The sequence below is a fragment of the Amycolatopsis sp. NPDC057786 genome, from assembly GCF_042797905.1.
Lineage (GTDB): Bacteria > Actinomycetota > Actinomycetes > Mycobacteriales > Pseudonocardiaceae > Amycolatopsis.
This window is the reverse complement of the sequence record NZ_JBHVKW010000009.1, coordinates 40208-64117: the sequence shown is the minus strand read 5'-3', so window position 1 is coordinate 64117 and position 23910 is coordinate 40208. Positions and strand designations below refer to the sequence as shown.

General features: G+C 70.0%; 27 protein-coding genes and 1 pseudogene. 25 read left to right on the top strand and 3 right to left on the bottom strand.

From position 1 onward, the window contains the following. Nucleotides 1–120 precede the first annotated feature (120 nt). A pseudogene (locus tag ACFVM3_RS08785) lies at nucleotides 121–366 on the top strand (glucose PTS transporter subunit EIIB); the annotation flags it as partial. Then, nucleotides 363–818, top strand: a complete 456-nt coding sequence (locus tag ACFVM3_RS08780) for a PTS glucose transporter subunit IIA (protein ID WP_378436945.1) — start codon at nucleotides 363–365, stop codon at nucleotides 816–818. The pseudogene ACFVM3_RS08785 and the gene ACFVM3_RS08780, both read left to right, overlap by 4 nt. A gap of 64 nt (nucleotides 819–882) precedes the next feature. Here ACFVM3_RS08780 and ACFVM3_RS08775 read toward each other — a convergent pair whose 3' ends face one another. Further along, nucleotides 883–1326: a ubiquinol-cytochrome c reductase iron-sulfur subunit gene (locus ACFVM3_RS08775; protein ID WP_378436943.1), complete on the bottom strand. Its 444-nt coding sequence runs from the start codon at nucleotides 1324–1326 to the stop codon at nucleotides 883–885. A gap of 132 nt (nucleotides 1327–1458) precedes the next feature. Here ACFVM3_RS08775 and ACFVM3_RS08770 point away from each other — a divergent pair, with 132 nt between their 5' ends. The 11 genes from ACFVM3_RS08770 (at nucleotide 1459) to ACFVM3_RS08720 (ending at nucleotide 10405) form a co-directional block, all read left to right on the top strand. Continuing rightward, on the top strand, nucleotides 1459–1827 hold the full coding sequence (locus ACFVM3_RS08770) for a hypothetical protein (RefSeq protein WP_378436941.1): 369 nt from the start codon (nucleotides 1459–1461) through the stop codon (nucleotides 1825–1827). Continuing rightward, a complete protein-coding gene (locus ACFVM3_RS08765) occupies nucleotides 1824–2336 on the top strand; it encodes a sigma-70 family RNA polymerase sigma factor (protein WP_378436939.1) in 513 nt (170 codons plus the stop codon). The genes ACFVM3_RS08770 and ACFVM3_RS08765 overlap by 4 nt, the downstream gene beginning before the upstream one ends. Continuing rightward, on the top strand, nucleotides 2333–2953 hold the full coding sequence (locus tag ACFVM3_RS08760) for an anti-sigma factor family protein (protein WP_378436937.1): 621 nt from the start codon (nucleotides 2333–2335) through the stop codon (nucleotides 2951–2953). The genes ACFVM3_RS08765 and ACFVM3_RS08760 overlap by 4 nt, the downstream gene beginning before the upstream one ends. A 657-nt stretch (nucleotides 2954–3610) precedes the next feature. After that, nucleotides 3611–4222 carry a prepilin peptidase gene (locus ACFVM3_RS08755; protein WP_378436936.1) on the top strand — a complete coding sequence of 204 codons (612 nt, stop codon included), beginning with the start codon at nucleotides 3611–3613 and terminating at the stop codon, nucleotides 4220–4222. 47 nt (nucleotides 4223–4269) lie between these two features. Next, complete coding sequence (aroC, locus tag ACFVM3_RS08750) at nucleotides 4270–5457, top strand: chorismate synthase (protein WP_378436934.1); 1188 nt, start codon at nucleotides 4270–4272, stop codon at nucleotides 5455–5457. After that, on the top strand, nucleotides 5454–5978 hold the full coding sequence (locus ACFVM3_RS08745; protein WP_378436932.1) for a shikimate kinase: 525 nt from the start codon (nucleotides 5454–5456) through the stop codon (nucleotides 5976–5978). Before aroC ends, ACFVM3_RS08745 begins: the two co-directional genes overlap by 4 nt. Next, a complete protein-coding gene (locus tag ACFVM3_RS08740) occupies nucleotides 5975–6391 on the top strand; it encodes a hypothetical protein (protein WP_378436930.1) in 417 nt (138 codons plus the stop codon). Before ACFVM3_RS08745 ends, ACFVM3_RS08740 begins: the two co-directional genes overlap by 4 nt. A gap of 8 nt (nucleotides 6392–6399) precedes the next feature. After that, on the top strand, nucleotides 6400–7509 hold the full coding sequence (aroB, locus tag ACFVM3_RS08735) for a 3-dehydroquinate synthase (protein ID WP_378436928.1): 1110 nt from the start codon (nucleotides 6400–6402) through the stop codon (nucleotides 7507–7509). Then, complete coding sequence (aroQ, locus tag ACFVM3_RS08730) at nucleotides 7506–7937, top strand: type II 3-dehydroquinate dehydratase (RefSeq protein ID WP_219153084.1); 432 nt, start codon at nucleotides 7506–7508, stop codon at nucleotides 7935–7937. Before aroB ends, aroQ begins: the two co-directional genes overlap by 4 nt. Continuing rightward, nucleotides 7934–8860: a GNAT family N-acetyltransferase gene (locus ACFVM3_RS08725; RefSeq protein WP_378436926.1), complete on the top strand. Its 927-nt coding sequence runs from the start codon at nucleotides 7934–7936 to the stop codon at nucleotides 8858–8860. The genes aroQ and ACFVM3_RS08725 overlap by 4 nt, the downstream gene beginning before the upstream one ends. Nucleotides 8861–8920: 60 nt before the next feature. Beyond that, nucleotides 8921–10405 (top strand): beta-xylosidase, encoded by a 1485-nt coding sequence (locus ACFVM3_RS08720; protein WP_378437061.1) that lies wholly within the window; start codon nucleotides 8921–8923, stop codon nucleotides 10403–10405. Here the strand turns inward: ACFVM3_RS08720 and ACFVM3_RS08715 are convergent. Continuing rightward, nucleotides 10360–10797: a B-4DMT family transporter gene (locus ACFVM3_RS08715; protein WP_378436924.1), complete on the bottom strand. Its 438-nt coding sequence runs from the start codon at nucleotides 10795–10797 to the stop codon at nucleotides 10360–10362. The genes ACFVM3_RS08720 and ACFVM3_RS08715 overlap by 46 nt on opposite strands. Nucleotides 10798–11063: 266 nt before the next feature. On the opposite strand from ACFVM3_RS08715, the gene ACFVM3_RS08710 reads away from it, so the two are divergent. From ACFVM3_RS08710 to nusB, 3 genes are read left to right on the top strand one after another with little or no spacing between them, the layout of a single operon-like run. Then, nucleotides 11064–12155: a Xaa-Pro peptidase family protein gene (locus tag ACFVM3_RS08710; RefSeq protein ID WP_125675041.1), complete on the top strand. Its 1092-nt coding sequence runs from the start codon at nucleotides 11064–11066 to the stop codon at nucleotides 12153–12155. A gap of 38 nt (nucleotides 12156–12193) precedes the next feature. Then, a complete protein-coding gene (gene efp / locus ACFVM3_RS08705; protein ID WP_034311660.1) occupies nucleotides 12194–12757 on the top strand; it encodes an elongation factor P in 564 nt (187 codons plus the stop codon). Beyond that, a complete protein-coding gene (gene nusB, locus ACFVM3_RS08700) occupies nucleotides 12757–13221 on the top strand; it encodes a transcription antitermination factor NusB (protein ID WP_378436922.1) in 465 nt (154 codons plus the stop codon). The genes efp and nusB overlap by 1 nt, the downstream gene beginning before the upstream one ends. A gap of 109 nt (nucleotides 13222–13330) precedes the next feature. Here the strand turns inward: nusB and ACFVM3_RS08695 are convergent, their stop codons facing one another. Continuing rightward, nucleotides 13331–13819, bottom strand: coding sequence for a transcriptional regulator (locus ACFVM3_RS08695; RefSeq protein ID WP_003096372.1), 489 nt, complete (start codon nucleotides 13817–13819; stop codon nucleotides 13331–13333). A 262-nt stretch (nucleotides 13820–14081) separates the two neighbouring features. On the opposite strand from ACFVM3_RS08695, the gene pyrR reads away from it, so the two are divergent. The 9 genes from pyrR to gmk all read left to right on the top strand — a co-directional run bounded on the left by pyrR (nucleotide 14082) and on the right by gmk (nucleotide 23908). Continuing rightward, nucleotides 14082–14678 (top strand): bifunctional pyr operon transcriptional regulator/uracil phosphoribosyltransferase PyrR, encoded by a 597-nt coding sequence (gene pyrR, locus ACFVM3_RS08690; protein WP_034311664.1) that lies wholly within the window; start codon nucleotides 14082–14084, stop codon nucleotides 14676–14678. Next, on the top strand, nucleotides 14675–15607 hold the full coding sequence (locus tag ACFVM3_RS08685) for an aspartate carbamoyltransferase catalytic subunit (RefSeq protein ID WP_378436920.1): 933 nt from the start codon (nucleotides 14675–14677) through the stop codon (nucleotides 15605–15607). Before pyrR ends, ACFVM3_RS08685 begins: the two co-directional genes overlap by 4 nt. Beyond that, a complete protein-coding gene (locus tag ACFVM3_RS08680; RefSeq protein WP_378436918.1) occupies nucleotides 15604–16896 on the top strand; it encodes a dihydroorotase in 1293 nt (430 codons plus the stop codon). The genes ACFVM3_RS08685 and ACFVM3_RS08680 overlap by 4 nt, the downstream gene beginning before the upstream one ends. After that, nucleotides 16893–17402, top strand: coding sequence for a transporter (locus tag ACFVM3_RS08675; RefSeq protein ID WP_378436916.1), 510 nt, complete (start codon nucleotides 16893–16895; stop codon nucleotides 17400–17402). Before ACFVM3_RS08680 ends, ACFVM3_RS08675 begins: the two co-directional genes overlap by 4 nt. Further along, the gene (gene carA / locus ACFVM3_RS08670) at nucleotides 17402–18550 is read left to right on the top strand and encodes a glutamine-hydrolyzing carbamoyl-phosphate synthase small subunit (RefSeq protein WP_378436914.1); all 1149 of its coding nucleotides are present in this window, start codon (nucleotides 17402–17404) and stop codon (nucleotides 18548–18550) included. Before ACFVM3_RS08675 ends, carA begins: the two co-directional genes overlap by 1 nt. A gap of 156 nt (nucleotides 18551–18706) precedes the next feature. Next, nucleotides 18707–22021: a carbamoyl-phosphate synthase large subunit gene (gene carB / locus ACFVM3_RS08665; protein WP_378436912.1), complete on the top strand. Its 3315-nt coding sequence runs from the start codon at nucleotides 18707–18709 to the stop codon at nucleotides 22019–22021. Beyond that, nucleotides 22018–22857, top strand: coding sequence for an orotidine-5'-phosphate decarboxylase (gene pyrF / locus ACFVM3_RS08660; RefSeq protein ID WP_378436910.1), 840 nt, complete (start codon nucleotides 22018–22020; stop codon nucleotides 22855–22857). Before carB ends, pyrF begins: the two co-directional genes overlap by 4 nt. 107 nt (nucleotides 22858–22964) lie before the next feature. After that, nucleotides 22965–23282: an integration host factor, actinobacterial type gene (gene mihF, locus ACFVM3_RS08655; RefSeq protein WP_003096398.1), complete on the top strand. Its 318-nt coding sequence runs from the start codon at nucleotides 22965–22967 to the stop codon at nucleotides 23280–23282. After that, nucleotides 23279–23908, top strand: a complete 630-nt coding sequence (gene gmk, locus ACFVM3_RS08650; RefSeq protein WP_378436908.1) for a guanylate kinase — start codon at nucleotides 23279–23281, stop codon at nucleotides 23906–23908. Before mihF ends, gmk begins: the two co-directional genes overlap by 4 nt. Nucleotides 23909–23910 lie beyond the last annotated feature (2 nt).

Here is a 23910-nt window from a genome sequence, read left to right as displayed (position 1 = left end):
ATGCTCCGTCGCACGAGCGGGTGTCAACCACCGTTACGCGTTCGTGGCCAGGGATCACGTGCGAGTCGGCGAACGGCGTAGTACAGCTGGTTCGCATGTGGGAAACCGACAGGGAACAGGGAGACCGCGATGGCGGATGACAGGGCGGAAAAGATCCTCGCGGGGCTCGGCGGTGCCGAGAACGTCATCGAGGTCGAGGGGTGCATCACCCGGCTCCGTTGTGAGCTCGAAGACATGAGCCTGCTCGACGAAGCGGCGCTGAAGGCCGCCGGCGCGATGGGCGTCGTGCGCATGGGGGCCGGTGTCCAGGTCATCGTGGGCCCCGAGGCCGACAACATCGCCAGCGAGATCGAGGATCTGCTGTGAGTCTCGAAATCCTCAGCCCGGTGAGCGGGAAGACGACCGCCATGACCGAAGTGCCCGACCCGGTCTTCGCGCAGGCGATGGTCGGCCCCGGCATCGCGGTCCTGCCGTCGGGCGGACGCCAGGACGCGGTCGCCCCGGTGGACGGGACGGTCGTGACCCTGCACCCGCACGCGTTCGTGGTGGCCACCGAGGACGGCCGCGGCGTGCTGGTCCACCTGGGGATCGACACGGTGAAGCAGAAGGGCGAGGGGTTCACCCTCCACGTCGTCAAGGGCGAGGCCGTCCGCGCCGGGCAGCCGGTGGTCGGCTGGGACCCCGACGCGGTCAAGGCCGCGGGCTACTCGCCGATCGTGCCCGTGGTGGCGCTGGACGCGAAGGCGGAAGTCCTGTCCGGGCTGATCACCGGTGGCGACGTCGAGGCCGGCGACCCGATTTTCACCTGGGACAGCTGAAAGCTTGCCGAAAGGGTCCCTTTAGGACGGAATCCCGTCCTAAAGGGACCCTTTCCGCGTTTTCTCAGGCCGTGACGACCTGGCCGTTCGTGACCTTGACCGCGATCGAGGGCAGCGGCTGGTCCGCCGGTCCCTTTTTGACCGCGCCGGTCGTGGCGTCGAAGATCGAGTTGTGGCAGGGACATTTCAGCTCCGCGCCCTCGGGCACGACCGCGCATCCCTGGTGCGTGCAGATCGCGCTGAACGCGGCCGCCGTGTCTTCGGCGGTCCTGGTGACGATGACGTCCTTGCCGTCGGCGGTCTTGGCGGCCTTCGCCTTGCCGACCTCGATGTCGGAGAGCGCGGTCAGGGTCTCACCCGGCGCGGCGGCGGGCGGTGCGGCGGTCGAACCGGACGGCGGAGCGCTGTCGCTTCCGCAGGCCGTGAGGGCCACGGCACCGACGGCCGCGCCGGCGACGGCGGCCCCGGTGGTCAGGACGGTGCGGCGGGAGTGGAGTTCGGCAGTCATGTCCCTACACACGGTCCGGACGGCCATCCGGTTCACTTTCGGCGGCCATCGGGTGCGAAAGTGAACCACGAGGCCCGTTTTTCCGTGTTCAAAGGCATAGGGGAACCGAACACGCGGAAAAGAGAGACGGACATGATCCGGTGGTTGTTGCGGGCGGTGGTGGCGGCGGGCCTCCTCGGCTCGGCGTGGGTGCATTACGTCGTATGGCAGGACTGGGCGTCGGAAACGGAGGTGGTCGGTCCGCTCTTCCTGGTGAACGTGGTGGCGGGCGTGGTCATCGCGGTCGCCGTCCTGGTCTGGCACCACTGGCTGCCCGCGCTCGCGGCGATCGGCTTCGGCTTGGCGACGCTGGGCGCGTACGTGCTCTCGCTGACCACAGGATTCTTCGGCGTCTCGGAGCGCTTTACCACCCAGGCCGAACTGTGGGGCCTGATCACCGAAGTGGCTTGCGTGGTCTTCGCGCTCCCGCTGCTCCTGAACCGGGAAAGCACGGATCGGTGAAGGAATACGCGGAGGACCGGCTGATGCGTGCTTTGCACGACGAGCACGCGGCGGCACTGTGGTCCTACGCGCTGCACCTCACCAGCGGCGACCGGGTCCGCGCGGAGGACGTCGTCCAGGAGACGCTGCTGCGGGCCTGGCGCAACGCCAAGGTGCTGGACCAGTCCGAAGGGGCGGCGCGGGGCTGGCTGTTCACCGTGGCGCGACGGATCGCCATCGACGACTGGCGCGCCTCCGAGGCCCATCCCGAGGTGGTGACCGGCCAACCGCCCGAAACGGCGGTCACCGACGGCACCGAACGGGCCGTCCAGGGCTGGCTGGTCGCCGAAGCCCTCGGCGAACTGTCGCCGAGACATCGGGACGTCCTCGTCCTGTGCTATTTCCACGGTTACTCCGTCGCCGACGCCGCGAAACGGCTGGGTGTGGCCGAAGGGACGATCAAGTCGCGGACGCACTACGCGTTGCGGGCGCTGCGGCTGATATTGGAGGAAAGAGGGGTGACTCAATGACCGACCCCTTCGCCACCTACGACGCGGCCTACGTGCTCGGGGCGTTGTCCCCGGAAGACCGGTCCGCCTACGAGAAGCACTTGCGCGTCTGTGATCGGTGCGCGGAATCCGTGCGCGACCTGGCCGGGATCCCTGGACTGCTCGCCCAGGCAGGTGCCCCGGCACTGCTGGAAGACCCCTCGCCGGATCTGTTGCCGACCGTGCTCAAACGGGTCCGCCGGGGAAGGCGGATCCAGCGGGCCATCACCACGACCGCGGCCGGGGCGGCCGTCGCCGCCGGTGTCGCGCTCGTGGTCGTCCTGACCGGTCCGGTCGCGGCGGCGGGTGACCCGATGACTCCACTCGGCGACTACCCGGTGACCGCCGAAGTCGCCATGTCCGCCACGGAGACCGGCACGAAGGTCGACATGACCTGCAGTTACGGCGGCAACCGCGCCGGGGACTACATCCTGGTCGCCGTCGGCGCCGACGGCGGCACCAGCGAGCTGGCGTCCTGGCGCGCGATGCCCAAGGACACCGCGCATATCGTGGTCGGCACCGCGATGCGCACCGGGGACATCAAGGCGCTGGAGATCCGCACGCCGTCGGGTCTCCCGCTGCTGCGGATGAATCCTTGATCCCGGTGTCATGACAGGTCTTCGGTGCCGGACGCGGCGCGGATTGGAGCCGGTTTCGGGCGCGATGTCTGAGGTCGCGAAAGCCACTTTCGGGACATCGGACGTCGCGAAAGTGGCTTTCGCGACGTGCCTGGGCCATGGGCTCGCGAAAGCCACAGCTGCGGCGTGGGTAGGCCTGCTCGCGACCTTCCGACCTCCGCTGCCGTTGCGAAAGCCACGTTCGCAACCTTCAACGCTGCGAACGTGGCTTTCGCGACGTGCCCACCTTTGCCTTGCCCAAGAAAGACCCCGATCCTCAAGACGCCGCCTCCTGCGGGTGCCGAAGGGAGCTTTCCCCGCATGTCACGCGACGAAAGCTCCCTTCACCGCATGAGACGCGTGGTGAAAGCTCCCTTCACCGCATGAGACGCGGTGAAAGGCCCCTTCAGCCCCACTGCCGCGCGCCTGGGTCCCTGCCGCCCTGCCTGCCCGTAAGTGAACGGTCCGTTCGTGACTGCAGCCCCACCGCCGCGCGCCCGACTCCCTTCACTGCCCCGTAGGTGAACGGTCCGTTCACGACTTCCGCACCCCCGCCCGACCTGCCGAAGGTGCGTGAAAGTACCTGTCACGAAAAGAAATCCTTGCCTCACCGAGAGCGACGGGCGCACTCTTGATCTTGTGTTCATGCCGATCGCCTTCGCGGTGGCGGGCGCCGGATCGGCGCTCGCCACGCGCTCCTGCCTGCGCCGGGCGGGAGCGCCGGTCACGGTATGGGCGGCCGCCATCGCCGCGGCGGCGCTCGTCGCGGTCTACCTCAAGTACCAGTCGGGAGCCTGGCCGTCGTGGTGGCTCGCGGTCCCGGCCGTGCTGACCGTCTTCGCCGTCCCGCTGGCGCTCGCCGACCTGAAGTACCGCCGCCTGCCCGACGTCCTGACCCTGCCCGCGTACCCGGCACTGGCCGCCGCCCTCGCGATCGCCACGCACGGGGGAGGGGCGGCCATCGCGTGGCGGGCCGTGCTCGGCGCGCTGGTGTTCGGCGGGGCGCACGCGCTCGTCCACGCGTTGTCGCCGCGCTCGCTCGGCGCCGGGGACGTGAAGCTCGCGGGCAGCTTGGGAGCGGTCCTGGCCGCGACGGGCTGGCCGTCGGTCGTGCTCGGCGCCGTCGCCGCCGCGTTGCTGAGCGTGGCGCTCGCGGTGGGCGGGCCCCGGCATCCCACGGTGCCGCACGGGCCGGGTCTCCTGGTCGCGGCGTGGGCGCTCGCCGTCTTCGCCGGACCCGGTCCGGGATAGCCCGGCCTGTCCCGGGACAGAGAGGAGGTTGTGACAGGATCTGTCAGGTGTTGCGCTGGATAACCGCAGGGGAATCGCACGGACCCGCCCTCGCCGCCATCCTGGAAGGGATGCCCGCCGGGGTCGAGGTCACCACCGCCGAAGTGGGCGAGCAGCTCGCGCGCCGGAGGCTCGGCTTCGGCCGTAGCCCCCGGATGGGCTTCGAGACCGACCACATCGAGTTCACCGGCGGCGTCCGGCACGGGCTCACCCAGGGTGGCCCCGTCGCGGTCCAGATCGAGAACGCCGAGTGGCCCAAGTGGGAGAAGGTCATGTCGGCCGATCCCGTGCCCGCCGAGGAGCTGGAAGGCCTCGCGCGCAACGAGCCGCTGACACGTCCTCGGCCCGGCCACGCGGACCTGCCCGGGATGCAGAAGTACGGCTTCCCGGAGGCCCGTCCGGTGCTGGAGCGCGCGAGTGCCCGCGAGACGGCGTCCCGCACGGCGCTCGGCACGGTGGCCCGCGCCTACCTCAAGCAGCTGCTCGGGGTCGAGATCCTCAGCCATGTCATCTCCATCGGCGGCGCCTCGGCGCCCGAGGGCCCGTTGCCGGTGCCCTCGGACCTGCCCGCCATCGACGAGAGCCCCGTCCGCGCCTTCGGCCAGGAGGGGACCGACGCGATGGTCGCCGAGGTCGACGCCGTGCGGAAGGCGGGTGACACCGTCGGTGGCGTGATCGAGGTGATCGCCTACGGTCTGCCGCCGGGCCTCGGCTCGCACGTCCACTGGGACCGCAGGCTCGACGCCCGTCTCGCCGGCGCGCTCATGGGTGTCCAGGCGATGAAGGGCGTGGAGGTCGGCGACGGCTTCACCACGGCCAAGCGCTGGGGCAGCCAGGCCCACGACGAGATCGACCGCGGCACCGGCCCGGTCGGGGTGACCCGCCGGTCCAACCGCGCGGGCGGCCTCGAAGGCGGCATCACCAACGGCGAGCCGCTGCGCGTGCGCGTCGCCATGAAGCCGATCTCGACCGTCCCCAAAGCACTGTCCACTGTGGATGTCACCACCGGCGAACCCGCGGTGGCCATCCACCAGCGTTCCGACGTCTGCGCGGTCCCCCGTGCCGGGGTCGTGCTGGAGTCGGTGGTCGCGCTGGTGCTCGCGGACGCCGCGCTGGAGAAGTTCGGCGGCGACTCGCTGGCCGAGGGCAAGCGCAACGCCGAGTCCTACCTGAAGGCGCTCGAGGAGCGCTGGTGACTCCTCGCGCGGTGATCATCGGGCCGCCGGGTTCGGGCAAGAGCACGGTCGGCCCGGCACTCGCCGCCCGGCTCGGTCTCGCCTTCCGCGACAGCGACGACGACATCGTCGCGAGCGCGGGCAAGCCCATCACCGACATCTTCGCCGAGGAGGGCGAGCCCGCCTTCCGCGCGCTGGAGGAGGAGATGGTCGCGAAGGCGCTGGCCGAACACGAAGGCGTCCTCTCGCTGGGCGGGGGAGCGCCGATCACGCCGGGCACCCGCGAACGCCTCGCCGGGCACACCGTGATCTTCCTCAACGTCGGGATGGCCGCGGGCGTCCAGCGCGCCGGCCTCTCGACCGCGCGCCCGCTGCTGGCCGGGGTGAACCCCCGAGCCACCTACAAGGCGCTCCTCGACGCGCGCCTGCCGGTGTACCGCGAGGTGGCCACGTTCGAGATCGACACCGACCACCTGACCGCCGACGAGGTCGTCGAGGCCGCCGTCATCGGGCTGAACGAGATCAGCAAGGACCGAGCATGAAACGCACCACCGCCGGCGTACTGCTCGCCATCGTGGCCATGACCATGACCGCGTGCAGTGAGGAGAAGCAGCCCGCGGGCGCGGACGTCGTCCAGACCTCCGCCGCGCGGCAGACCGGTTCCGCCGCTCCGGAAGCGGACGTCGCGGCCGACGTCAAGGTCACCAAATGCGACGCCGGCAGCTACACCCCGAAGATCACCATCGAGGTCACCAACAGCACCGCGGAAGACGCGCGGTACGCCGTCACCATCGCGATCAAGGACGCCGAGGGCAAGGCGTCCGGTGAGGCGTTGTTCGCGAAGAACCGGATGACTCCCGGCCAGAAGGTGACCGAAGAGATCCCGGGGGACACCCCGGTCAAGGGCAACATCACCTGCGAGGTCGCGAGGGCCAAGCGGCTTCCGCCGAAGTGAGGGGAACGATGACCGAGCCGGTCCGCATCACCGTCAACACCGCCAAGCCGTACGACGTCGTCATCGGCCGCGGCCTGCTCGGCGAGCTCACCGAGCAGCTCGCCGACGCCTCCAAGGTCGCGCTGATCCACCCGCCGACGCTGACGACCACCGCCGAGGCCATCCGCGACGAGCTGGCCCAGGCCGGGATCGACGCGCACCGGGTCGAGATCCCCGACGCCGAGGACGGCAAGGCGCTCACCGTCGCCAGCTTCTGCTGGGAGGTACTCGGCCGCATGGGCCTCGACCGCCAGGGCGTGGTCGTCGGGCTCGGCGGCGGGGCCGTCACCGACCTGGCCGGGTTCGTCGCCGCCACCTGGATGCGCGGCGTCCGCCTGGTCAACGTGCCCACCACGCTGCTGGGCATGGTCGACGCCTCCCTCGGCGGGAAGACCGGCATCAACACCGAGGCAGGCAAGAACCTCGTCGGCGTCTTCCACGAGCCGAGCGCGGTCCTCGTCGACCTCGCGACGCTGGAAACGTTGCCCCCCAACGAACTCGTCGCCGGAATGGCCGAAGTGGTCAAGGCTGGGTTCATCGCCGACCCGCGGATCGTCGAACTCGTCGAACAGGATCCCGCCGCTGCGCTGGACACCACCGGCGAGGTCCTCGGCGAGCTGGTCCGCCGCTCGATCCAGGTCAAGGCCGACGTCGTCGCCGCCGACCTGCGCGAGTCGGACCTGCGCGAGATCCTCAACTACGGCCACACGCTCGCCCACGCCATCGAGCGCCGCGAGCGCTACCGGTGGCGCCACGGCGCGGCGGTCAGCGTCGGCCTGGTGTTCGCCGCCGAACTCGCGCGTCTGGCGGGCCGTCTCGACGACGCGACCGCCGAGCGGCACTCGAAGGTGCTCAAGCTGCTGGGTCTGCCGACCACCTACGACCCGGACGCGCTCCCGCAGCTGCTGGAGACGATGAAGGGCGACAAGAAGACCCGTTCGGGCGTGCTGCGCTTCGTCGTCCTCGACGGGCTCGCCAAACCCGGCAGGCTGGAGGGCCCGGACCCGTCGCTGCTCGCCGCCGCGTACTCGGTGGTGGCCGGTGAGGCTCCGAAGCCCGGCGGGAGTGTGCTGCTGTGAAGGTGCTCGTCCTCAACGGCCCCAATCTCGGCAGGCTCGGCCTGCGCGAGCCAGGGATCTACGGTTCGGCCACGCACGCGGATCTGGTCTCCACCTGCGTCGAAACCGGCAAGGAACTGGGGATCGACGTCGAGGTCCGGCAGACCGATCACGAGGGCGAGATGGTCGGCTGGCTGCACGAGGCCGCCGACGCGGGGTGGCCGGTGGTGCTCAACGCCGCCGCGTGGACGCACTACTCGATCGCGGTCCGCGACGCCGCCGCCCAGCTCAAGGCGCCGCTGATCGAGCTGCACATCTCCAACGTGCACAAACGTGAGCAGTTCCGGCACCACAGCGTGCTGTCGGATATCGCCACCGCCGTGATCGCCGGGCTCGGGGTCGACGGGTACCCGCTCGCCCTGCGCTGGATGGCCGCGAACGCGGCATGAACAACCCTCCCACGCTCGAGACCGCGAGACTGCGGTTGCGCGCGCTGACGGAGGCCGACACCGAGGCGATCGTCAAGCTCTTCGCCGATCCGGAGATGAGCGCGCATTTCGCGGTGCCGCTCACCGAGCCGGACCGCGTCCGCGAAATGGTCGGCCGGAGGCTGTCCTACGACGGCCCGGCGGGCATGGGGCACTGGGCGATCGAACGCGACGGCGAGGTGATCGGCCTCGCGTATCTGCGGCCCTCGCAGGAGCTGCCCGGTGACGTGCCGGAGATCGGCTATTACCTTTCGCGCGCGCACGGCGGGCAGGGCCTGGCGACCGAGGCCGCGAAGGCCCTGCTGGAGCACGGGCTCGTCGGGCTCGGCCTGTCGTCGGTGTGGGCGCTGGTCGGCGAGTCCAATGTGGCCAGTCAGAACCTGGTGCGGCGCTTGGGTTTCCTCGACGTCGGCGGTGGCGACCACTACGGCAGCGGGCCGCATCGGGTGTTCGTCGCGCTGCCTTCGGACCACGGCCGTGCGCATCACATCGAGCTGTGGGTCCCCGATCTCGGCCGCGCGGAGGAGAGCTGGGGCTGGCTGCTCGGCGAACTCGGCTGGCGGGAGTTCCAGCGCTGGCCCGCCGGGGTCAGCTGGAAACACGGAGCGACCTATCTCGTCGTCGAGCGTTCTCCCGCGCTCAGCGGCGAAAAGCACGAGCGCACCGCCCCGGGCCTGAACCATCTCGCCCTGCACGTCGGGTCCCGCGAACGGGTGAACGAGCTGGCCGCGAAGGCCCTCGAACACGGCTGGTCGCCGATGTTCGCGGACAAGTATCCGTATGCGGGCGGTGATCACCACTACGCCGCCTACCTCGAAAACGCCGACGGCTTCGAAGTGGAATTGGTCGCCCTCCCGGGTACTGACGTCACTCGACAGGGTTAAGCCTCGCTACACTCGGCCATCATGCGCCTTTTTCGTGGGGGTCGGCGACCCGCCCGTGCCGTGGTGGCCCTCTTCGCGGCCGGCGCGGTCCTCGTGGCGTGCAGCGACGGCACGGTGCAGTCCCAGGCCGACGGCAAGGGCGGCGGGATCGGCGGAGCCCAGCAGGCGCCCAAGGAAAAGCCGCGCCCGATGAACGTCGAGCTCGTGACGAGCGATCCGCGGGCCAGTGGCGGTGTGGTGGCCGCGGGCGATCAGGACGCGGTCTACAACTACAGCCCGACCGTGATGCGGGACGGCGGCAAACTCAAGATGTGGTGGTGCAGCCAGTACGGCAGCGCCCAGCCGCCCGGCGACGACGTCCTCTACGCGCAGTCGCCCTCGCTCGACGGTCCCTTCACCGGACCGTCCGGCGGCGGCCCGGCGGCGGTGTTCTCGGGCGCGCCCGGCGGTTTCGACGGCATGCACACCTGCGATCCGTCGGTGATCAAGGTCGGCTCGACCTACTACATGTATTACACCGGCGCGGCGGGCGATCACGCGCTCGGGAACTCGATCGGCCTCGCGACCAGCCCCGACGGGCTCAGCTGGACGCGGGCGGCCGGCGGGAAACCGATCATCGGGCCGTCGCACGACGTGCACCGCGACAACGTCTACGGCGCTGGCCAGCCCTCGGCGGTGTACCTCGACGGCTGGTTCTACGTGCTCTTCACCGACACCACCGCGAAGGGTGCCGGATGGAACGGCGCCGGGCAGTTCCTGCTCCGCGCCAGAGACGCGGCGTTCACCCGGAACGTGGAAACGCTGGGGGAGCGGGGCTTCCTCGCCAAACCCAGCACGAACTCGCCGCGCACCCGTTCGCTGGTCGACGGATTCAGCACCGACCTGATGTGGGTCGGTTCGCTCGACGCCTTCGTGATCGCGCACGAGACCGACAAGGGCACCACGCTCACGTTCTGGACCAGGGACTTCACGGCGCAGCCGTACCGGCCGGCGCTCATCCCCGGCGCGTGGAAGGAAGGCCCGGGGCTGGTCCGGCGGCCTGACGGCCACGCGCCGCTGTCCTCGGGCGACGTCTGCGACCGGGTCCCGTTCGACGTCGTCCGCGCCACGATCATCGGCGGCGCGGCGGCGCCGACCGACCTCAAGCACTTCGGCCTGGACGTCCGCGGTTCGCGGGCGTGCGAGAACGAGGCCCGGATCAGGACCTCGTTCGAGGGCGTCGCGATGCCGTCGCCGCAGCGGACCATCGACCTGGTTGCCGACGGCGCCCTGGTGCGGATCGACCGGCGCTCGGTGGCGGCGGCGCTCGCGGGCGAGGTGCTGAACCAGCGGCTCAAGGCCGTCGACAACCTGCCGACGGCGGCGCGGTTGAGCGCCGGGGCGAGGGTGGTGCACGCGCCGGGCCGAGGGTTCGGCGTGGTGCTCGACGGCAAGCTCTTCGCGCTGCCGGACGGCGGGGCGGCGGCCCTGAACGACTCGGCCGTCGAGAAGATCGCCGATCAGGCCTGGGACGGCTTCCCGGTGGGTTTCTCGCTCGCGGGCTGATCGGCCTTGGTGATGCGGCCGCCGACGAACAGGCCGAGCCCGGCCGGGATGAGCACCAGCAGGGCCGAGAAGGCGGCGCCGCCGGTGAGCGCGCCGCCGAGCTCCGAAACGCCGGTCTGATCGACGAACACCGCGCGGCCGATCACGTACAGCACGCCCGAGACCGGACCGGCGATCAGCGCCGCGATGAACCAGTTCTTGCCGCGTTCGGGTTTGCCCTGCCAGGCGTCCGCGGCGCCCCAGCCCGCGGCCGCGCCGACCAGGACGGCGAGGGTGAGGGCGGTGACGAGGGTCTTGTCGGTGGGGTTGAAGACCTCGTACTTGGCCAGCACGGTGACGGCCGCGCCGTGCAGCAGCGCCATCACGAGTCCACGAGTCAGCCACGGTGCCATTGGGGGAGTTTAACTCGCCAGTAGCGACTGTCACGTCGCACGCCGATGGTGATGCTTCGGCCACCTGCCAACGGGACCGACGAGGGACCGGCGAACTGTCTTCCCGGAAGCGCGCCAGCGCGACGAGAAGACTTCACCGTCGCGCGCTTCTTTCGGGCCGAAGGCCCACGGAAACGGATTGCGGGGCGCCCTTCACGACCACGTGAGCCGCAAGCGGGTCCAGCGCCCTGCGAGACGTTTCCGTCAGCGCGCGACATAATAAACCAGTGCGTGAATACTTCTCTCGCCGCCGCGCGGCGCTGCGTTCCCTGCTGGCCGACTCCGGCGTGGACGCGCTGCTGGTCACGGACCTGCTCAACATCAGGTACCTGACCGGCTTCACCGGGTCCAACGCCGCTCTCCTCGTCCACGGGAGCGGCGACGACAAGACGATCTTCTGCACCGACGGGCGCTACACGGTCCAGTCGGCCACGGAGGTGCCCGACCTCGAACGAGTGCTGGACCGCGCGAGCGCGGCGAAGCTCGCCGACCTGGCGGCCGAGAAGCACTTCGGCAAGACCGGGTTCGAGAGCCAGCACGTCAGCGTCGAGCAGCACGAAGACCTCAAGGTCCGCTTCGACCGGGTCGAGCTGGTCCGGACGCCAGGCCTCGTCGAGCAGCTGCGGCTGGTCAAGGACGAGCAGGAGATCGAGGCGCTGCGCCAGGCGTGCGCGGCGGCCGACCGGGCGCTGGAGGACCTGGTGTCCGCCGGCGGGCTCCGGCCGGGCCGCACCGAGCTGGACGTCGCCCGCGACCTCGAGAACCGCATGCTCGGCCACGGATCGACCGGGCCGTCCTTCGACACGATCGTCGCGGCGGGCGCCAACTCCGCGATCCCGCACCACCGGCCCACCTCGGCCGTGCTCGCGACCGGCGACTTCGTCAAGATCGACTTCGGCGCCACGGTCGACGGCTACCACTCCGACATGACCCGCACGTTCGTCCTCGGCAAGCCCGCGGCCTGGCAGGAGGAGATCTACGAGCTGGTCCAGCGCGCGCAGGCGGCGGGCTGTGACGCCGTCCTCCCCGGCGCCGAAGTGTCCGAAGTGGACAAGGCGGCCCGTGGCGTGATCGTCGGCGCGGGGCGCGGCGAGGAGTTCGGCCACGGTCTCGGCCACGGCGTCGGGCTGCAGGTGCACGAGGCGCCCAGCCTGGCCGCGACCGGCGTCGGTACACTGTCCGCCGGTATGGCCGTCACCGTCGAACCTGGTGTGTATCTGCCCGGACGCGGAGGCGTGCGCATCGAGGACACGCTGGTCGTGCGGGAAGGTACGCCCGAACTCCTCACGCTGAGCACCAAGGAACTCGTGGTCGTCTGACGGCGGCCCGGAAGATCGACACAGGAGACTGCACACTCGTGGCCACCACCAACGACCTGAAGAACGGGCTCGTCCTCAACCTCGACGGCCAGCTCTGGACCGTCACCGCGTTCCAGCACGTCAAGCCGGGCAAGGGCGGCGCGTTCGTCCGCACGACGCTCAAGCACGTGCTGACCGGCAAGGTCGTCGACAAGACCTTCAACGCGGGCACGAAGGTCGATACGGCCACCGTCGACCGCCGCAACATGACCTACCTGTACAAGGAGGGTCAGGACTTCGTGTTCATGGACGCGGAGACCTACGACCAGATCACCGTGCTGAACGAGACCGTCGGCGACAACGCGAACTACCTCCTCGAGAACACCGAGGTCCAGGTCGCCGTGCACGAGGGTGTCCCGCTGTACATCGAGCTGCCGACCTCGGTCGAGCTCGTCGTCCAGCACACCGACCCCGGCCTGCAGGGCGACCGCTCCACCGGTGGCACGAAACCCGCCACCCTGGAGACCGGCGCCGAGATCCAGGTGCCGCTGTTCCTCACCACCGGCGAGAAGATCAAGGTCGACACCCGTGACGGCCGCTACCTGGGCCGCGTCTCCAGCTGATGGCAGGCTCAGACAAGTCCGGCAAGTCCCCGAACCGCGGCGGGCCGATCAGCCGTCGCCAGGCCCGTAAGCGGGCCGTCGAGATGATGTACGAAGCCGCCCAGCGCGGTGCCGACGCGGTGACGCTGCTGGCGGACCGGGTCGGTTCGGTCGAGGTCGACCCGATCGCGGACTACACGATCTCGCTGGTCGAGGGTGTCACCGGCCGCAAGACCCAGATCGACGAGCTGCTCTCCGAGCACGCTCAGGGCTGGACGCTGGACCGGATGCCGCCGGTGGACCTGGCGGTGCTCCGGATCGGCGTCTACGAACTGCTGTGGGCCGAGGACGTGCCGGACCCGGTCGCCATCGACGAGGCCGTCGGGCTGGCGAAGGAGCTGTCGACCGACGACTCGCCGCGCTTCGTGAACGGCGTGCTCGGCCGCATCGGCACCATCGCCGACCGCCTGCGCGCGGTCCTCTAGAAGACGTACTGCGACGGGCCGTGTCCTCTTCCGAGGGCACGGCCCGTTCTCGTGCTCGGTGGTGCCGGTTGGCGTTTCCGGTCCCCCCGGACCGAAAACGTCGCCATCTCTAGTCCTCTTTGGACGGTCGAGCCTCTGGCGGCAGCACACCCCAGTCGATCAGCTGCTCGGTGAGCTCGCCGGGGGTCATGTCGTAGATGATCGCCAGCGAACGCAGGTCCTCGGTGCGGATGGAGAGCACCTTGCCGTTGTAGTCGCCGCGCTGGCTCTGGATGGTGGCGGCGTAGCGGGCGAGCGGCCCGACCTTCTCCGCCGGGAGCTGCTGGAGACGCTCCAGGTTGATGACGATCTTCGTGGCGGGTTCCGCGCCCGACGGCACCCGGCCCTCCGGCAGCAGCTCGACCACCGGGACCCCGTAGAAATCGGCCAGCTCGGCGAGCTTCTGCACGGTGACGGCGCGGTCCCCGCGCTCGTACGAACCGACGACGACGGCCTTCCAGCGGCCTCCGGACTTCTGCTCGACCCCGTGCAGGGACAGGCCCTGCTGCTGGCGGATCCCGCGGAGCTTGGCCCCGAGCGCCTTGGCGTAATCGCCCATCTGGTGGTTCTCCGTTTCCTCACCCCCAACCGGTCGAGGGTGACCGATCCAGGGGACTCCTAGAGTCGAATACTCAGAGTAATGGTTACGCATAGTTGTCACCAGGTCAAGCGGGTGCTTTCGAGAGGCCTTCGTCACCTGGGGCGCGCCACTCGTAAGAATGAGCCCCCGCTCCTGCTAGTGTCGGTTCGATTTCCTCGCCAAGCAGGAAGTCGACGTCCTTTAAGGACCCGTCCAGAGAGGCGGGGAAGGAGGTCCGCCTTTGTCGTCACGCCCGCGTGGCGCGGCGGAACCGGCGGGAGAGCGCGAGCTGCTCTCGTCCGGCGATGTCGCGCGCACGATCGCCCGAATGGCCCACCAGGTCATCGAGAAGACCGCTCTCGGTGCCGGTGGCTCGACTCCGCCCGTGTTGCTGGGCATCCCCACCCGGGGGACTCCGCTCGCCCTGCGGCTCGCGGACAAGATCGCCGAGTTCTCCGGCATCCGTCCGCCGACCGGCGCGCTGGACATCACGCTCTACCGTGATGATCTCCGCCGCCGCCCGCCCCGCGCGCTCGAACATTCGCAGCTGCCGCCGACCGGTATCGACGACGCGGTGGTGATCCTGGTCGACGACGTGCTGTTCTCCGGCCGCACCATCCGCGCCGCCCTCGACGCCCTGCGCGACCACGGCCGCCCGCGCGCGGTCCAGCTGGCCGTGCTGGTCGACCGCGGCCACCGCGAACTGCCGATCCGCGCCGACTACGTGGGCAAGAACGTGCCCACCTCGCGCGCCGAGGGGATCGAGGTCCTCCTGTCCGAAGTGGACGGACGGGACTCGGTTCTGCTTCGCGCGCAACCAGAAGGAGACCGATCGTGAAGCACCTGCTCGCCACCGACGGGCTCGACCCGGCGCTCGCGACAGCCGTGCTGGACACCGCCGAAGAGCTCAAGCACACCTTGCTGGGCCGCGAGGTCCGCAAACTGCCGACCTTGCGCGGCCGCACCGTCATCACGCTGTTCTACGAGAACTCGACCCGCACGCGCGTCTCGTTCGAGATCGCGGGGAAATGGATGAGCGCCGACGTGATCAACGTCTCCGCGTCCAGTTCCTCGGTCAACAAGGGCGAATCCCTGCGGGACACCGCGCTGACGCTGGCCGCGGCCGGCGCCGACTGCGTGATCATCCGGCATCCCGCCTCCGGTGCGGCGCAGCGGCTTTCGGGCTGGCTCGCCGATGCGGGGACGGCGGTCGTCAACGCCGGGGACGGCACCCACGAGCATCCGACGCAGGCGCTGCTCGACGCGGCAACGCTGCGGGAGCGTCTCGGTTCCTTCGAGGGCCGCCGCATCGGGATCGTCGGCGACGTCCTGCACAGCCGGGTCGCGCGGTCGAACATCCACCTGCTCTCCTCGCTGGGCGCGGAGGTGGTGCTCGTCGCGCCGCCGACGCTGCTGCCGGCGGGTGTGGAGAGCCTGCCGGTCACCGTGTCGCACGAACTCGACGCCGAACTGCCCGCGCTCGACGCGGTCATGCTGCTGCGAGTCCAGGCGGAGCGGATGCACGGGGGCTTTTTCCCTTCGGCACGCGAGTACTCGATCGCGTACGGCCTCAACGAACGGCGGATGAAGCTCCTGCCCGAGCACGCCGTCGTCCTGCACCCCGGCCCGATGCTGCGCGGGATGGAGATCGCCTCGGCGGTCGCCGACTCCCCGGCCTCGGCCATCACCGAACAGGTCCGCAACGGCGTCCACGTGCGCATGGCGGTCCTTTACCACCTGCTCGCCAGCGAAGGAGCCGCCGCGTGACCACCGTCCTGATCAAGGGCGCCCGACCCTACGGCGAGGGCGACCCGGTCGACGTACTCGTCGAGGACGGCGTGATCACCGACATCGGTGCCCTTGACGTCCCCGACGAGGCCGAGGTGATCGAGGCGGGCGGCCAGGTGCTGCTCCCCGGTTTCGTCGACCTCCACACCCACCTGCGCGAACCCGGCCGCGAGGACACCGAGACCATCGCCACCGGTTCGGCCGCGGCCGCGCTCGGCGGCTACACGGCGGTGTTCGCCATGGCCAACACCGACCCGGTGGCCGACAACGCGGTGATCGTCGACCACGTGTGGCGGCGCGGCCAGGAGGCCGGGCTGGTCGACGTGCACCCCGTCGGCGCGGTCACCGTGGGGCTCAAGGGCGAGAAGCTCGCCGAACTGGGCACCATGGCGAAGTCCGAAGCCCGGGTGAAGGTGTTCTCCGACGACGGCCTCTGCGTCGCGGACCCGCTGCTCATGCGCCGCGCGCTGGAGTACTCGACGGCGCTCGGCGTGGTCATCGCCCAGCACGCCGAGGAGCCGCGGCTGACCGTCGGCGCGCAGGCGCACGAAGGCGAGCAGGCAGCGCGCCTGGGTTACACCGGCTGGCCCGCCTCTGCGGAGGAGTCGATCGTGGCCCGTGACTGCCTGCTGGCGCAGCACGCGAACGCGCGGCTGCACGTCTGCCACGTTTCGACCTCGGGCACCGCGGACATCCTCAAATGGGCCAAGGACCGCGGTACCAAGGTCTCGGCCGAGGTCACCCCGCACCATCTGCTGCTGACCGACGAGCGGCTCGCGACCTACGACCCGGTCAACAAGGTCAACCCGCCGCTGCGCACGGAGTCCGACGCCGCAAAGCTGCGTGCCGCGCTCGCCGAGGGCGTCATCGACTGCGTCGCCACGGATCACGCGCCGCACGCGGTCCAGGACAAGGACTGCGAGTGGAGCTCGGCCCGGCCGGGCATGCTCGGCCTGCAGACCGCGCTGTCGATCGTGGTCGAGACCATGGTCCGCACCGGCCTGCTGGACTGGCGCGGCGTCGCGCGGGTGATGAGTGAGCGGCCCGCCGAGATCGGCAATCTGACCGACCACGGCCGTCCGATCGAGGTCGGCGAACCGGCCAACCTGACGCTGGTGGACCCGGACACCGAATGGACCGTGCGGGGGGCCGAGTTCGCGAGTATCGCGGCGAACACCCCGTACGAAGGAATGCGGCTCCCCGGCGTGGTGACGGCGACGTTGCTGCGCGGGCGGATCACCGCACGGGAAGGGAAGATCACGCAATGAGCGACCGGATCCTGCTGACCCTGGCGGTCTTCGCCTTCTTCCTGTTCTGCGTCTACCTGATGTGGCGCGGCTGGCGGCGCAAGTCCCGCGCGCAGAGCGTCCAGGTGCCGCCGTTCCCGGAGATCCCCGCGGAGCCCGGCGGCATTGAACTGGAGTCAAGCGGGGTTTACATCAGCACCACCACGGCGGGGCACTGGCAGGACCGCGTCGTGACCCGCGGCGCCGGCCTGCGCACCGGCGCGGTGTGGCGCCTGCACGAAGACGGCATCGCCATCGAGCGCGGCGGCGCCCCGGACTTCTGGATCCCGCGCGCGTCCGTCACCGGCGTCCGCAAGGACAAGGGGATGGCCGGGAAGGTGATGGGCATCGACGCGCTGCTCGTCGTCACCTGGCTGGCCGGCGACGTCGAGCTGGACACCGGATTCCGCGGCGACGACGTCGACGACTATCCACAGTGGATCGAAGCTTTGCAAGACACCCGCAACGACATCAAGGGAGGTGCCTGATGAGCACCGCGAATGGTTCCAGGACCCCCGCAGCGCTGGTCCTTGAGGACGGCCGGGTTTTCCGCGGCTCCGCGTACGGCGCCCGTGGCCGCAGCCTGGGTGAGGCGGTGTTCTGCACCGGGATGACCGGCTACCAGGAGACGCTGACCGACCCCTCCTACCACCGGCAGATCGTGGTCCAGACCGCGCCGCAGATCGGCAACACCGGCTGGAACGACGAGGACGACGAGTCCTCGCGCATCTGGGTCTCGGGCTACGTCGTCCGCGACCCCGCGCGCACCCCGTCCAACTGGCGCTCCAAGCGCACGCTGGACGAGGAACTGGAGCGCCAGGGCGTCGTCGGGATCTCCGAGGTGGACACCCGCACGCTGACCCGGCACCTGCGCGAGCAGGGCGCCATGCGGTCCGGTGTCTTCTCGGGCGACGCGCTGGGCACCGACGAGGAGATGCTCGCCGAGGTGAAGGCCAGCCCGCAGATGAAGGGCGCCGACCTCGCCGGCGAGGTCACCACGAAGCAGGCGTACGTCGTCGAGGCGCGGGGCGAGCGGAAGTTCCGCGTGGCCGCGCTGGACCTGGGCATCAAGTCCAACACCCCGCGCATGATGGCCGCCCGCGGCATCGAGGTGCACGTGCTGCCGTCGTCGTCCACTGTGGACGAACTGCTCGCCGTCGAGCCGGACGGGGTGTTCCTGTCCAACGGCCCCGGCGACCCGGCGACCACCGCGCACGCCACGGAGCTGACGAAAGCGGTGCTGCAGCGGGAGATCCCGCTGTTCGGCATCTGCTTCGGCAACCAGATCCTCGGCCGCGCGCTGGGACTGGGCACCTACAAGATGCGCTACGGCCACCGGGGCATCAACATCCCGGTGATCGACGTGGCCACCAAACGTGTCGCGATCACCGCGCAGAACCACGGTTTCGCCCTCGAAGGCGAGCCGGGCCAGCGGTTCGAGACGCCGTTCGGCGCCGCGCAGATCTCGCACTACTGCCCGAACGACGACACCGTCGAAGGTGTCCGCGCGTTCGACGTCCCCGCGTTCTCGGTGCAGTACCACCCCGAGGCCGCCGCCGGCCCGCACGACGCGGCCCCCCTGTTCGATGAGTTCGTCGGCTTGATGGACAAGAGCGCGGGGCGGGGAAATGGCTGACCAGGTGAGCGGCCACGACGGCGCGCACTGGCCGAAGGCCTCGCGAACGTGGAGGCGGGCCGCCTTCGGCGCGGACCGCAACGGAATTCAAGAACTCACGGCCCGGCTACGCGTTCGTCGACCGCGCGCCATGATCAACACGGAGAAGGCCAAGTAATGCCGAAGAGGACAGACATCCAGCACGTGCTGGTGATCGGCTCCGGACCGATCGTGATCGGCCAGGCGGCGGAGTTCGACTACTCCGGCACCCAGGCCTGCCGCGTACTCCGCGAAGAGGGACTACGCGTCTCGCTGGTGAACTCGAACCCGGCGACCATCATGACCGACCCCGAGTTCGCCGACGCCACCTACATCGAGCCGGTCACCCCGGAATTCGTCGAGAAGGTCATCGCCGAGGAACGTCCCGACGCGATCCTCGCGACCCTCGGTGGGCAGACCGCGCTGAACTGCGCGGTGGCCCTGCACGAGCGCGGCGTGCTCGAGAAGTACGGCGTCGAGCTGATCGGCGCCGACGTCGAGGCCATCCAGCGCGGTGAGGACCGGCAGAAGTTCAAGGACATCGTCCGCACGATCGGCGGCGAGGTGCCGCGGTCGCGGGTCTGCCACGACATGGACGAGGTCCGCGCGACCGTCGCCGAGGTCGGCCTCCCGGTGGTCATCCGGCCGTCGTTCACCATGGGCGGGCTCGGCTCGGGGATGGCGCACACCGACGAGGAGCTGGAGCGGCTCGCCTCCACCGGGCTCACCGAGTCGCCGGTCACCGAGGTGCTCATCGAGGAGAGCGTCCTCGGCTGGAAGGAGTTCGAACTCGAGCTCATGCGCGACCGGCACGACAACGTGGTGGTCGTCTGCTCGATCGAGAACATCGACGCGATGGGCGTGCACACCGGCGACTCGGTCACCGTCGCGCCCGCGATGACCCTGACCGACCGCGAGTACCAGCACATGCGCGACGTCGGCATCGCCGTGCTGCGCGAGGTCGGCGTCGACACCGGCGGTTGCAACATCCAGTTCGCGATCAACCCCGAGGACGGCCGCATGGTCGTCATCGAGATGAACCCCCGCGTGTCGCGGTCGAGCGCGCTGGCGTCGAAGGCGACCGGCTTCCCGATCGCCAAGATCGCCGCGAAGCTCGCCATCGGCTACACCCTCGACGAGATCCGCAACGACATCACCGGCGAGACCCCGGCGGCCTTCGAGCCGACGCTGGACTACGTCGTGGTGAAGGTGCCGCGGTTCGCCTTCGAGAAGTTCCCCGGTGCGGACCCGACGCTCACCACGACGATGAAGAGCGTCGGCGAGGCGATGTCGTTCGGCCGCAGCTTCCCCGAGGCGCTCGGCAAGGCCCTGCGGTCCATCGACACCAAGGCCACCGGCTTCTGGACCCGCCCCGACCCCGAGGGGGTGACGCTGAACTCGATTTTAGAGACGCTGCGCACGCCGCACGACGGCCGGCTCTACGAGGTCGAGCGGGCGCTGCGGTTCGGCGCCACGGTCCAGCAGGTGCACGAGGCGTCGGGGATCGATCCCTGGTTCATCGACCAGATCGCCCTCATCGGCGAGGTCGGCGCCGAGGTCCGCGACGCCCAGGTGCTCGACGAGCCGCTGCTGCGGCGCGCCAAGCGGATCGGCCTCTCCGACCGCCAGATCGCCTCGCTGCGGCCGGAACTGGCCGGGGAGGACGGCGTCCGCGCGCTGCGCCGCCGTCTCGGGGTGCGGCCGGTGTACAAGACCGTCGACACCTGCGCGGCCGAGTTCGCGGCCAAGACGCCGTACCACTACTCGGCCTACGAGACCGACCCCGCGGCGCAATCGGAGATCACCGCGCAGACCGACAAGCCGAAGGTGCTGATCCTCGGCTCCGGTCCGAACCGCATCGGGCAGGGCATCGAGTTCGACTACTCGTGCGTGCACGCCGCGATCGCCCTGCGCGACGCCGGTTTCGAGGCCGTCATGGTCAACTGCAACCCCGAGACCGTCTCCACCGACTACGACACCTCGGACCGGCTCTACTTCGAGCCGCTGTCGTTCGAGGACGTCCTCGAAGTGGTCAACGCCGAGCAGGAGTCGGGCACCGTCGCCGGGGTCATCGTGCAGCTGGGCGGTCAGACCCCGCTCTCGCTCGCGAAGCGCCTCGCCGACGCCGGTGTCCCCGTCATCGGCACCTCCCCGGACGCGATCCACCTCGCCGAGGACCGCGGCGCGTTCGGCGAGGTCCTCACCGACGCCGGGCTGCCCGCGCCGAAGTACGGCACGGCGACCTCGTTCGAGGGCGCGAAGCGGATCGCCGACCAGATCGGCTACCCGGTCCTCGTGCGGCCGTCCTACGTGCTCGGCGGGCGCGGCATGGAGATCGTCTACGACGAGGAATCCCTCGCCGGCTACATCCACCGCGCCACCGAGGTCACCCCCGAGCACCCGGTACTGGTGGACCGGTTCCTCGACGACGCCATCGAAATCGACGTCGACGCCCTGTTCGACGGCGAAGAGCTCTTCCTCGGCGGCGTCATGGAGCACATCGAGGAGGCCGGGATCCACTCCGGCGACTCCTCGTGCGCGCTGCCGCCGATCACGCTGGGCCGGACCGACATCGAGACCGTGCGCCGTTCGACCGAGGCCATCGCGCGCGGCGTCGGCGTCCGCGGGCTCCTGAACGTCCAGTACGCGCTCAAGGACGACGTCCTGTACGTCCTGGAGGCCAACCCGCGCGCGTCGCGGACGGTGCCGTTCGTGTCGAAGGCGACGGCGGTGCCGCTGGCCAAGGCCGCCGCGCTGATCATGACCGGCTCGTCGATCAAGGATCTGCGCGAGTCCGGCGTCCTGCCCGCCGAGGGTGACGGCGGCCACATGCCCGCCGATTCGCCGGTCGCGGTCAAGGAGGCGGTCCTGCCGTTCCACCGCTTCCGCACCCCCGAGGGCCACGGCGTCGACTCGCTGCTCGGCCCGGAGATGAAGTCCACCGGCGAGGTCATGGGCGTGGACGTCTCCTTCGGCAAGGCGTTCGCCAAGTCGCAGGCCGGCGCCTACGGTTCGCTGCCGACGTCGGGCAAGGTGTTCGTCTCCGTCGCCAACCGCGACAAGCGTTCGCTGGTGTTCCCGGTGAAGCGGCTGGCGGACCTCGGATTCGAGATCCTCGCCACGTCCGGCACCGCGGAAGTGTTGCGGCGCAACGGGATCGCCTGCACCGTCGTGCGCAAGCACTACGAGGGTTCCGCCGAGGGCGAACAGAACGTCGTGGACGTCATCCTCAGCGGTGAGGTCCAGATGGTGATCAACACCCCGTACGGCAACAGCGGTCCGCGGATCGACGGCTACGAGATCCGCACCGCCGCGGTGTCGCGAGACATCCCCTGCATCACCACGGTGCAGGGCGCGGCGGCGGCCGTGCACGGGATAGAGGCCGTCATCAAGGGCGACATCGGCGTGCGGTCGCTGCAGAGCCTCCAGGCGGCGCTGAAGGCCAAGGCATGAGCGAGCGGTTCGGGGCGAGGCTGGCGCGGGCGGTCGCGGAGAAGGGACCGCTCTGCGCCGGGATCGACCCCCATCCCGGGCTGCTCCAGGCGTGGGGTCTCCCCGCGGACGCGAGCGGTTTGGAGAAGTTCGCCCTCACGGCCGCTGAGACGCTCGCGCCCGAGGTCGCGGTGATCAAGCCCCAGTCGGCCTTTTTCGAGGCCTACGGGCCTCCTGGGGTCGCCGTTCTGGCCAAGACGATGAAGGTGTGCCGGGAGGCGGGCGCGCTCGTCCTGCTGGACGTCAAACGCGGCGACATCGGTTCGACGATGGCGGCGTACACGGCGGCGTTCCTGCCCGCGGGCGCGGAACTCGAGGCGGACGCCATCACGGTGTCGCCGTACCTCGGGTTCGGTTCGCTGGCTCCCGCGATCGACGTAGCGCAGGCACAGGGCAAGGGGCTGATCGTGCTCGCGCGCACCTCCAACCCGGAGGCGCAGGGATTGCAGAACGCCTTGCTGCCCAACGGAAAGACCGTCGCGCAGGACATCGTCGACACGGCGGCCGCGTACAACGCGGGCGCCGGGCCCTTGGGTGACATCGGTGTCGTCGTCGGCGCCACCATCGCGCCGGGAGAGCTCGATCTGAGCAAGCTGAACGGTCCGATCCTGGCGCCCGGTTTCGGGGCCCAGGGGGCCACCGTGGCCGATCTCCGGGGCCTTTTCGGCCCAGGACTCCCTGGTGTGCTCCCGGCGTCCTCTCGTGACGTCCTCAAGCACGGACCGGACCCCGAAGCGTTGCGTGCGGCCGTTCGGCGGACACGGGATTCCCTCGGTCCCCTGGAAAAAGGCCAATAGCAGGCCCGGGAATCCGTCATGACCAGCCACCCCCGCATTGTGGGCCGAGGTAACGGGTGGGTACCGTCGCCACACCCACCCAGATTTGAGAACTACCGGAGGAAAACGTGGCACTTCCCCAGCTGACAGAGGAACAGCGCGCTGCGGCGCTGGAGAAGGCCGCCGCCGCCCGCCGCATCCGTGCTGAGCTGAAGGAGCGGCTGAAGCGGGGCGGTACCACTCTGGTCGACGTGTTGAAGCAGGCCGAGGAGAACGAAGTTCTCGGCAAGATGAAGGTCTCGGCTCTGCTCGAGGCTCTTCCGGGCGTCGGCAAGGTCCGTGCCCAGCAGACCATGGAACGACTGGAGATCGCACCCAGCCGTCGTCTTCGCGGCCTCGGCGACCGGCAGCGCAAGGCGCTGCTGGCCGAATTCAGCGGCGAGTGAGCGGCATCGGTCAGGACCACCCGGTGAACCCGGGCGCTGACCGCGGCGGTGAGCCGGTGGCGGGAGTCGAATCCCGGCACCGGCTCACGGTCGTCTCAGGGCCTTCGGGGGTCGGGAAGTCGAGCGTGGCCAAGGAGCTGCGCAAGCTGGATCCGGAGATCTATTTCAGCGTCTCGGTGACCACCAGGAAGCCGAGGCCGGGTGAGGTGGACGGCGAGCACTACCACTTCATCGACCGGGCCGAGTTCGACCGCATGGTCGCCGGCGGCGAACTGCTCGAACACGCCGAGTTCGCGGGCAACTGCTACGGCACCCCGCGCGGGCCCGTCGAGCGGGCCTTGAAATCGGGACTCAACGCGGTCTTGGAGATCGAACTCCAGGGCGCGCGGCAGGTCCGCAGGGCGATGCCGGAGGCCCGGCTGGTGATGCTGATGCCGCCGTCGTGGGAAGAACTGGTCGGCAGGCTGACCGGTCGCGGCACCGAGAACCAAGCCGCGGTGAAGGCCAGGCTGGCCGAGGCGGAACGCGAACTCGCCGCCGCCGGGGAGTTCGACGAGCGCGTCGTCAACGCCGACGTGCGAGAGGCCGCTGAGCAGTTGCTAAACTTGATAACCGGCGACAAATAACC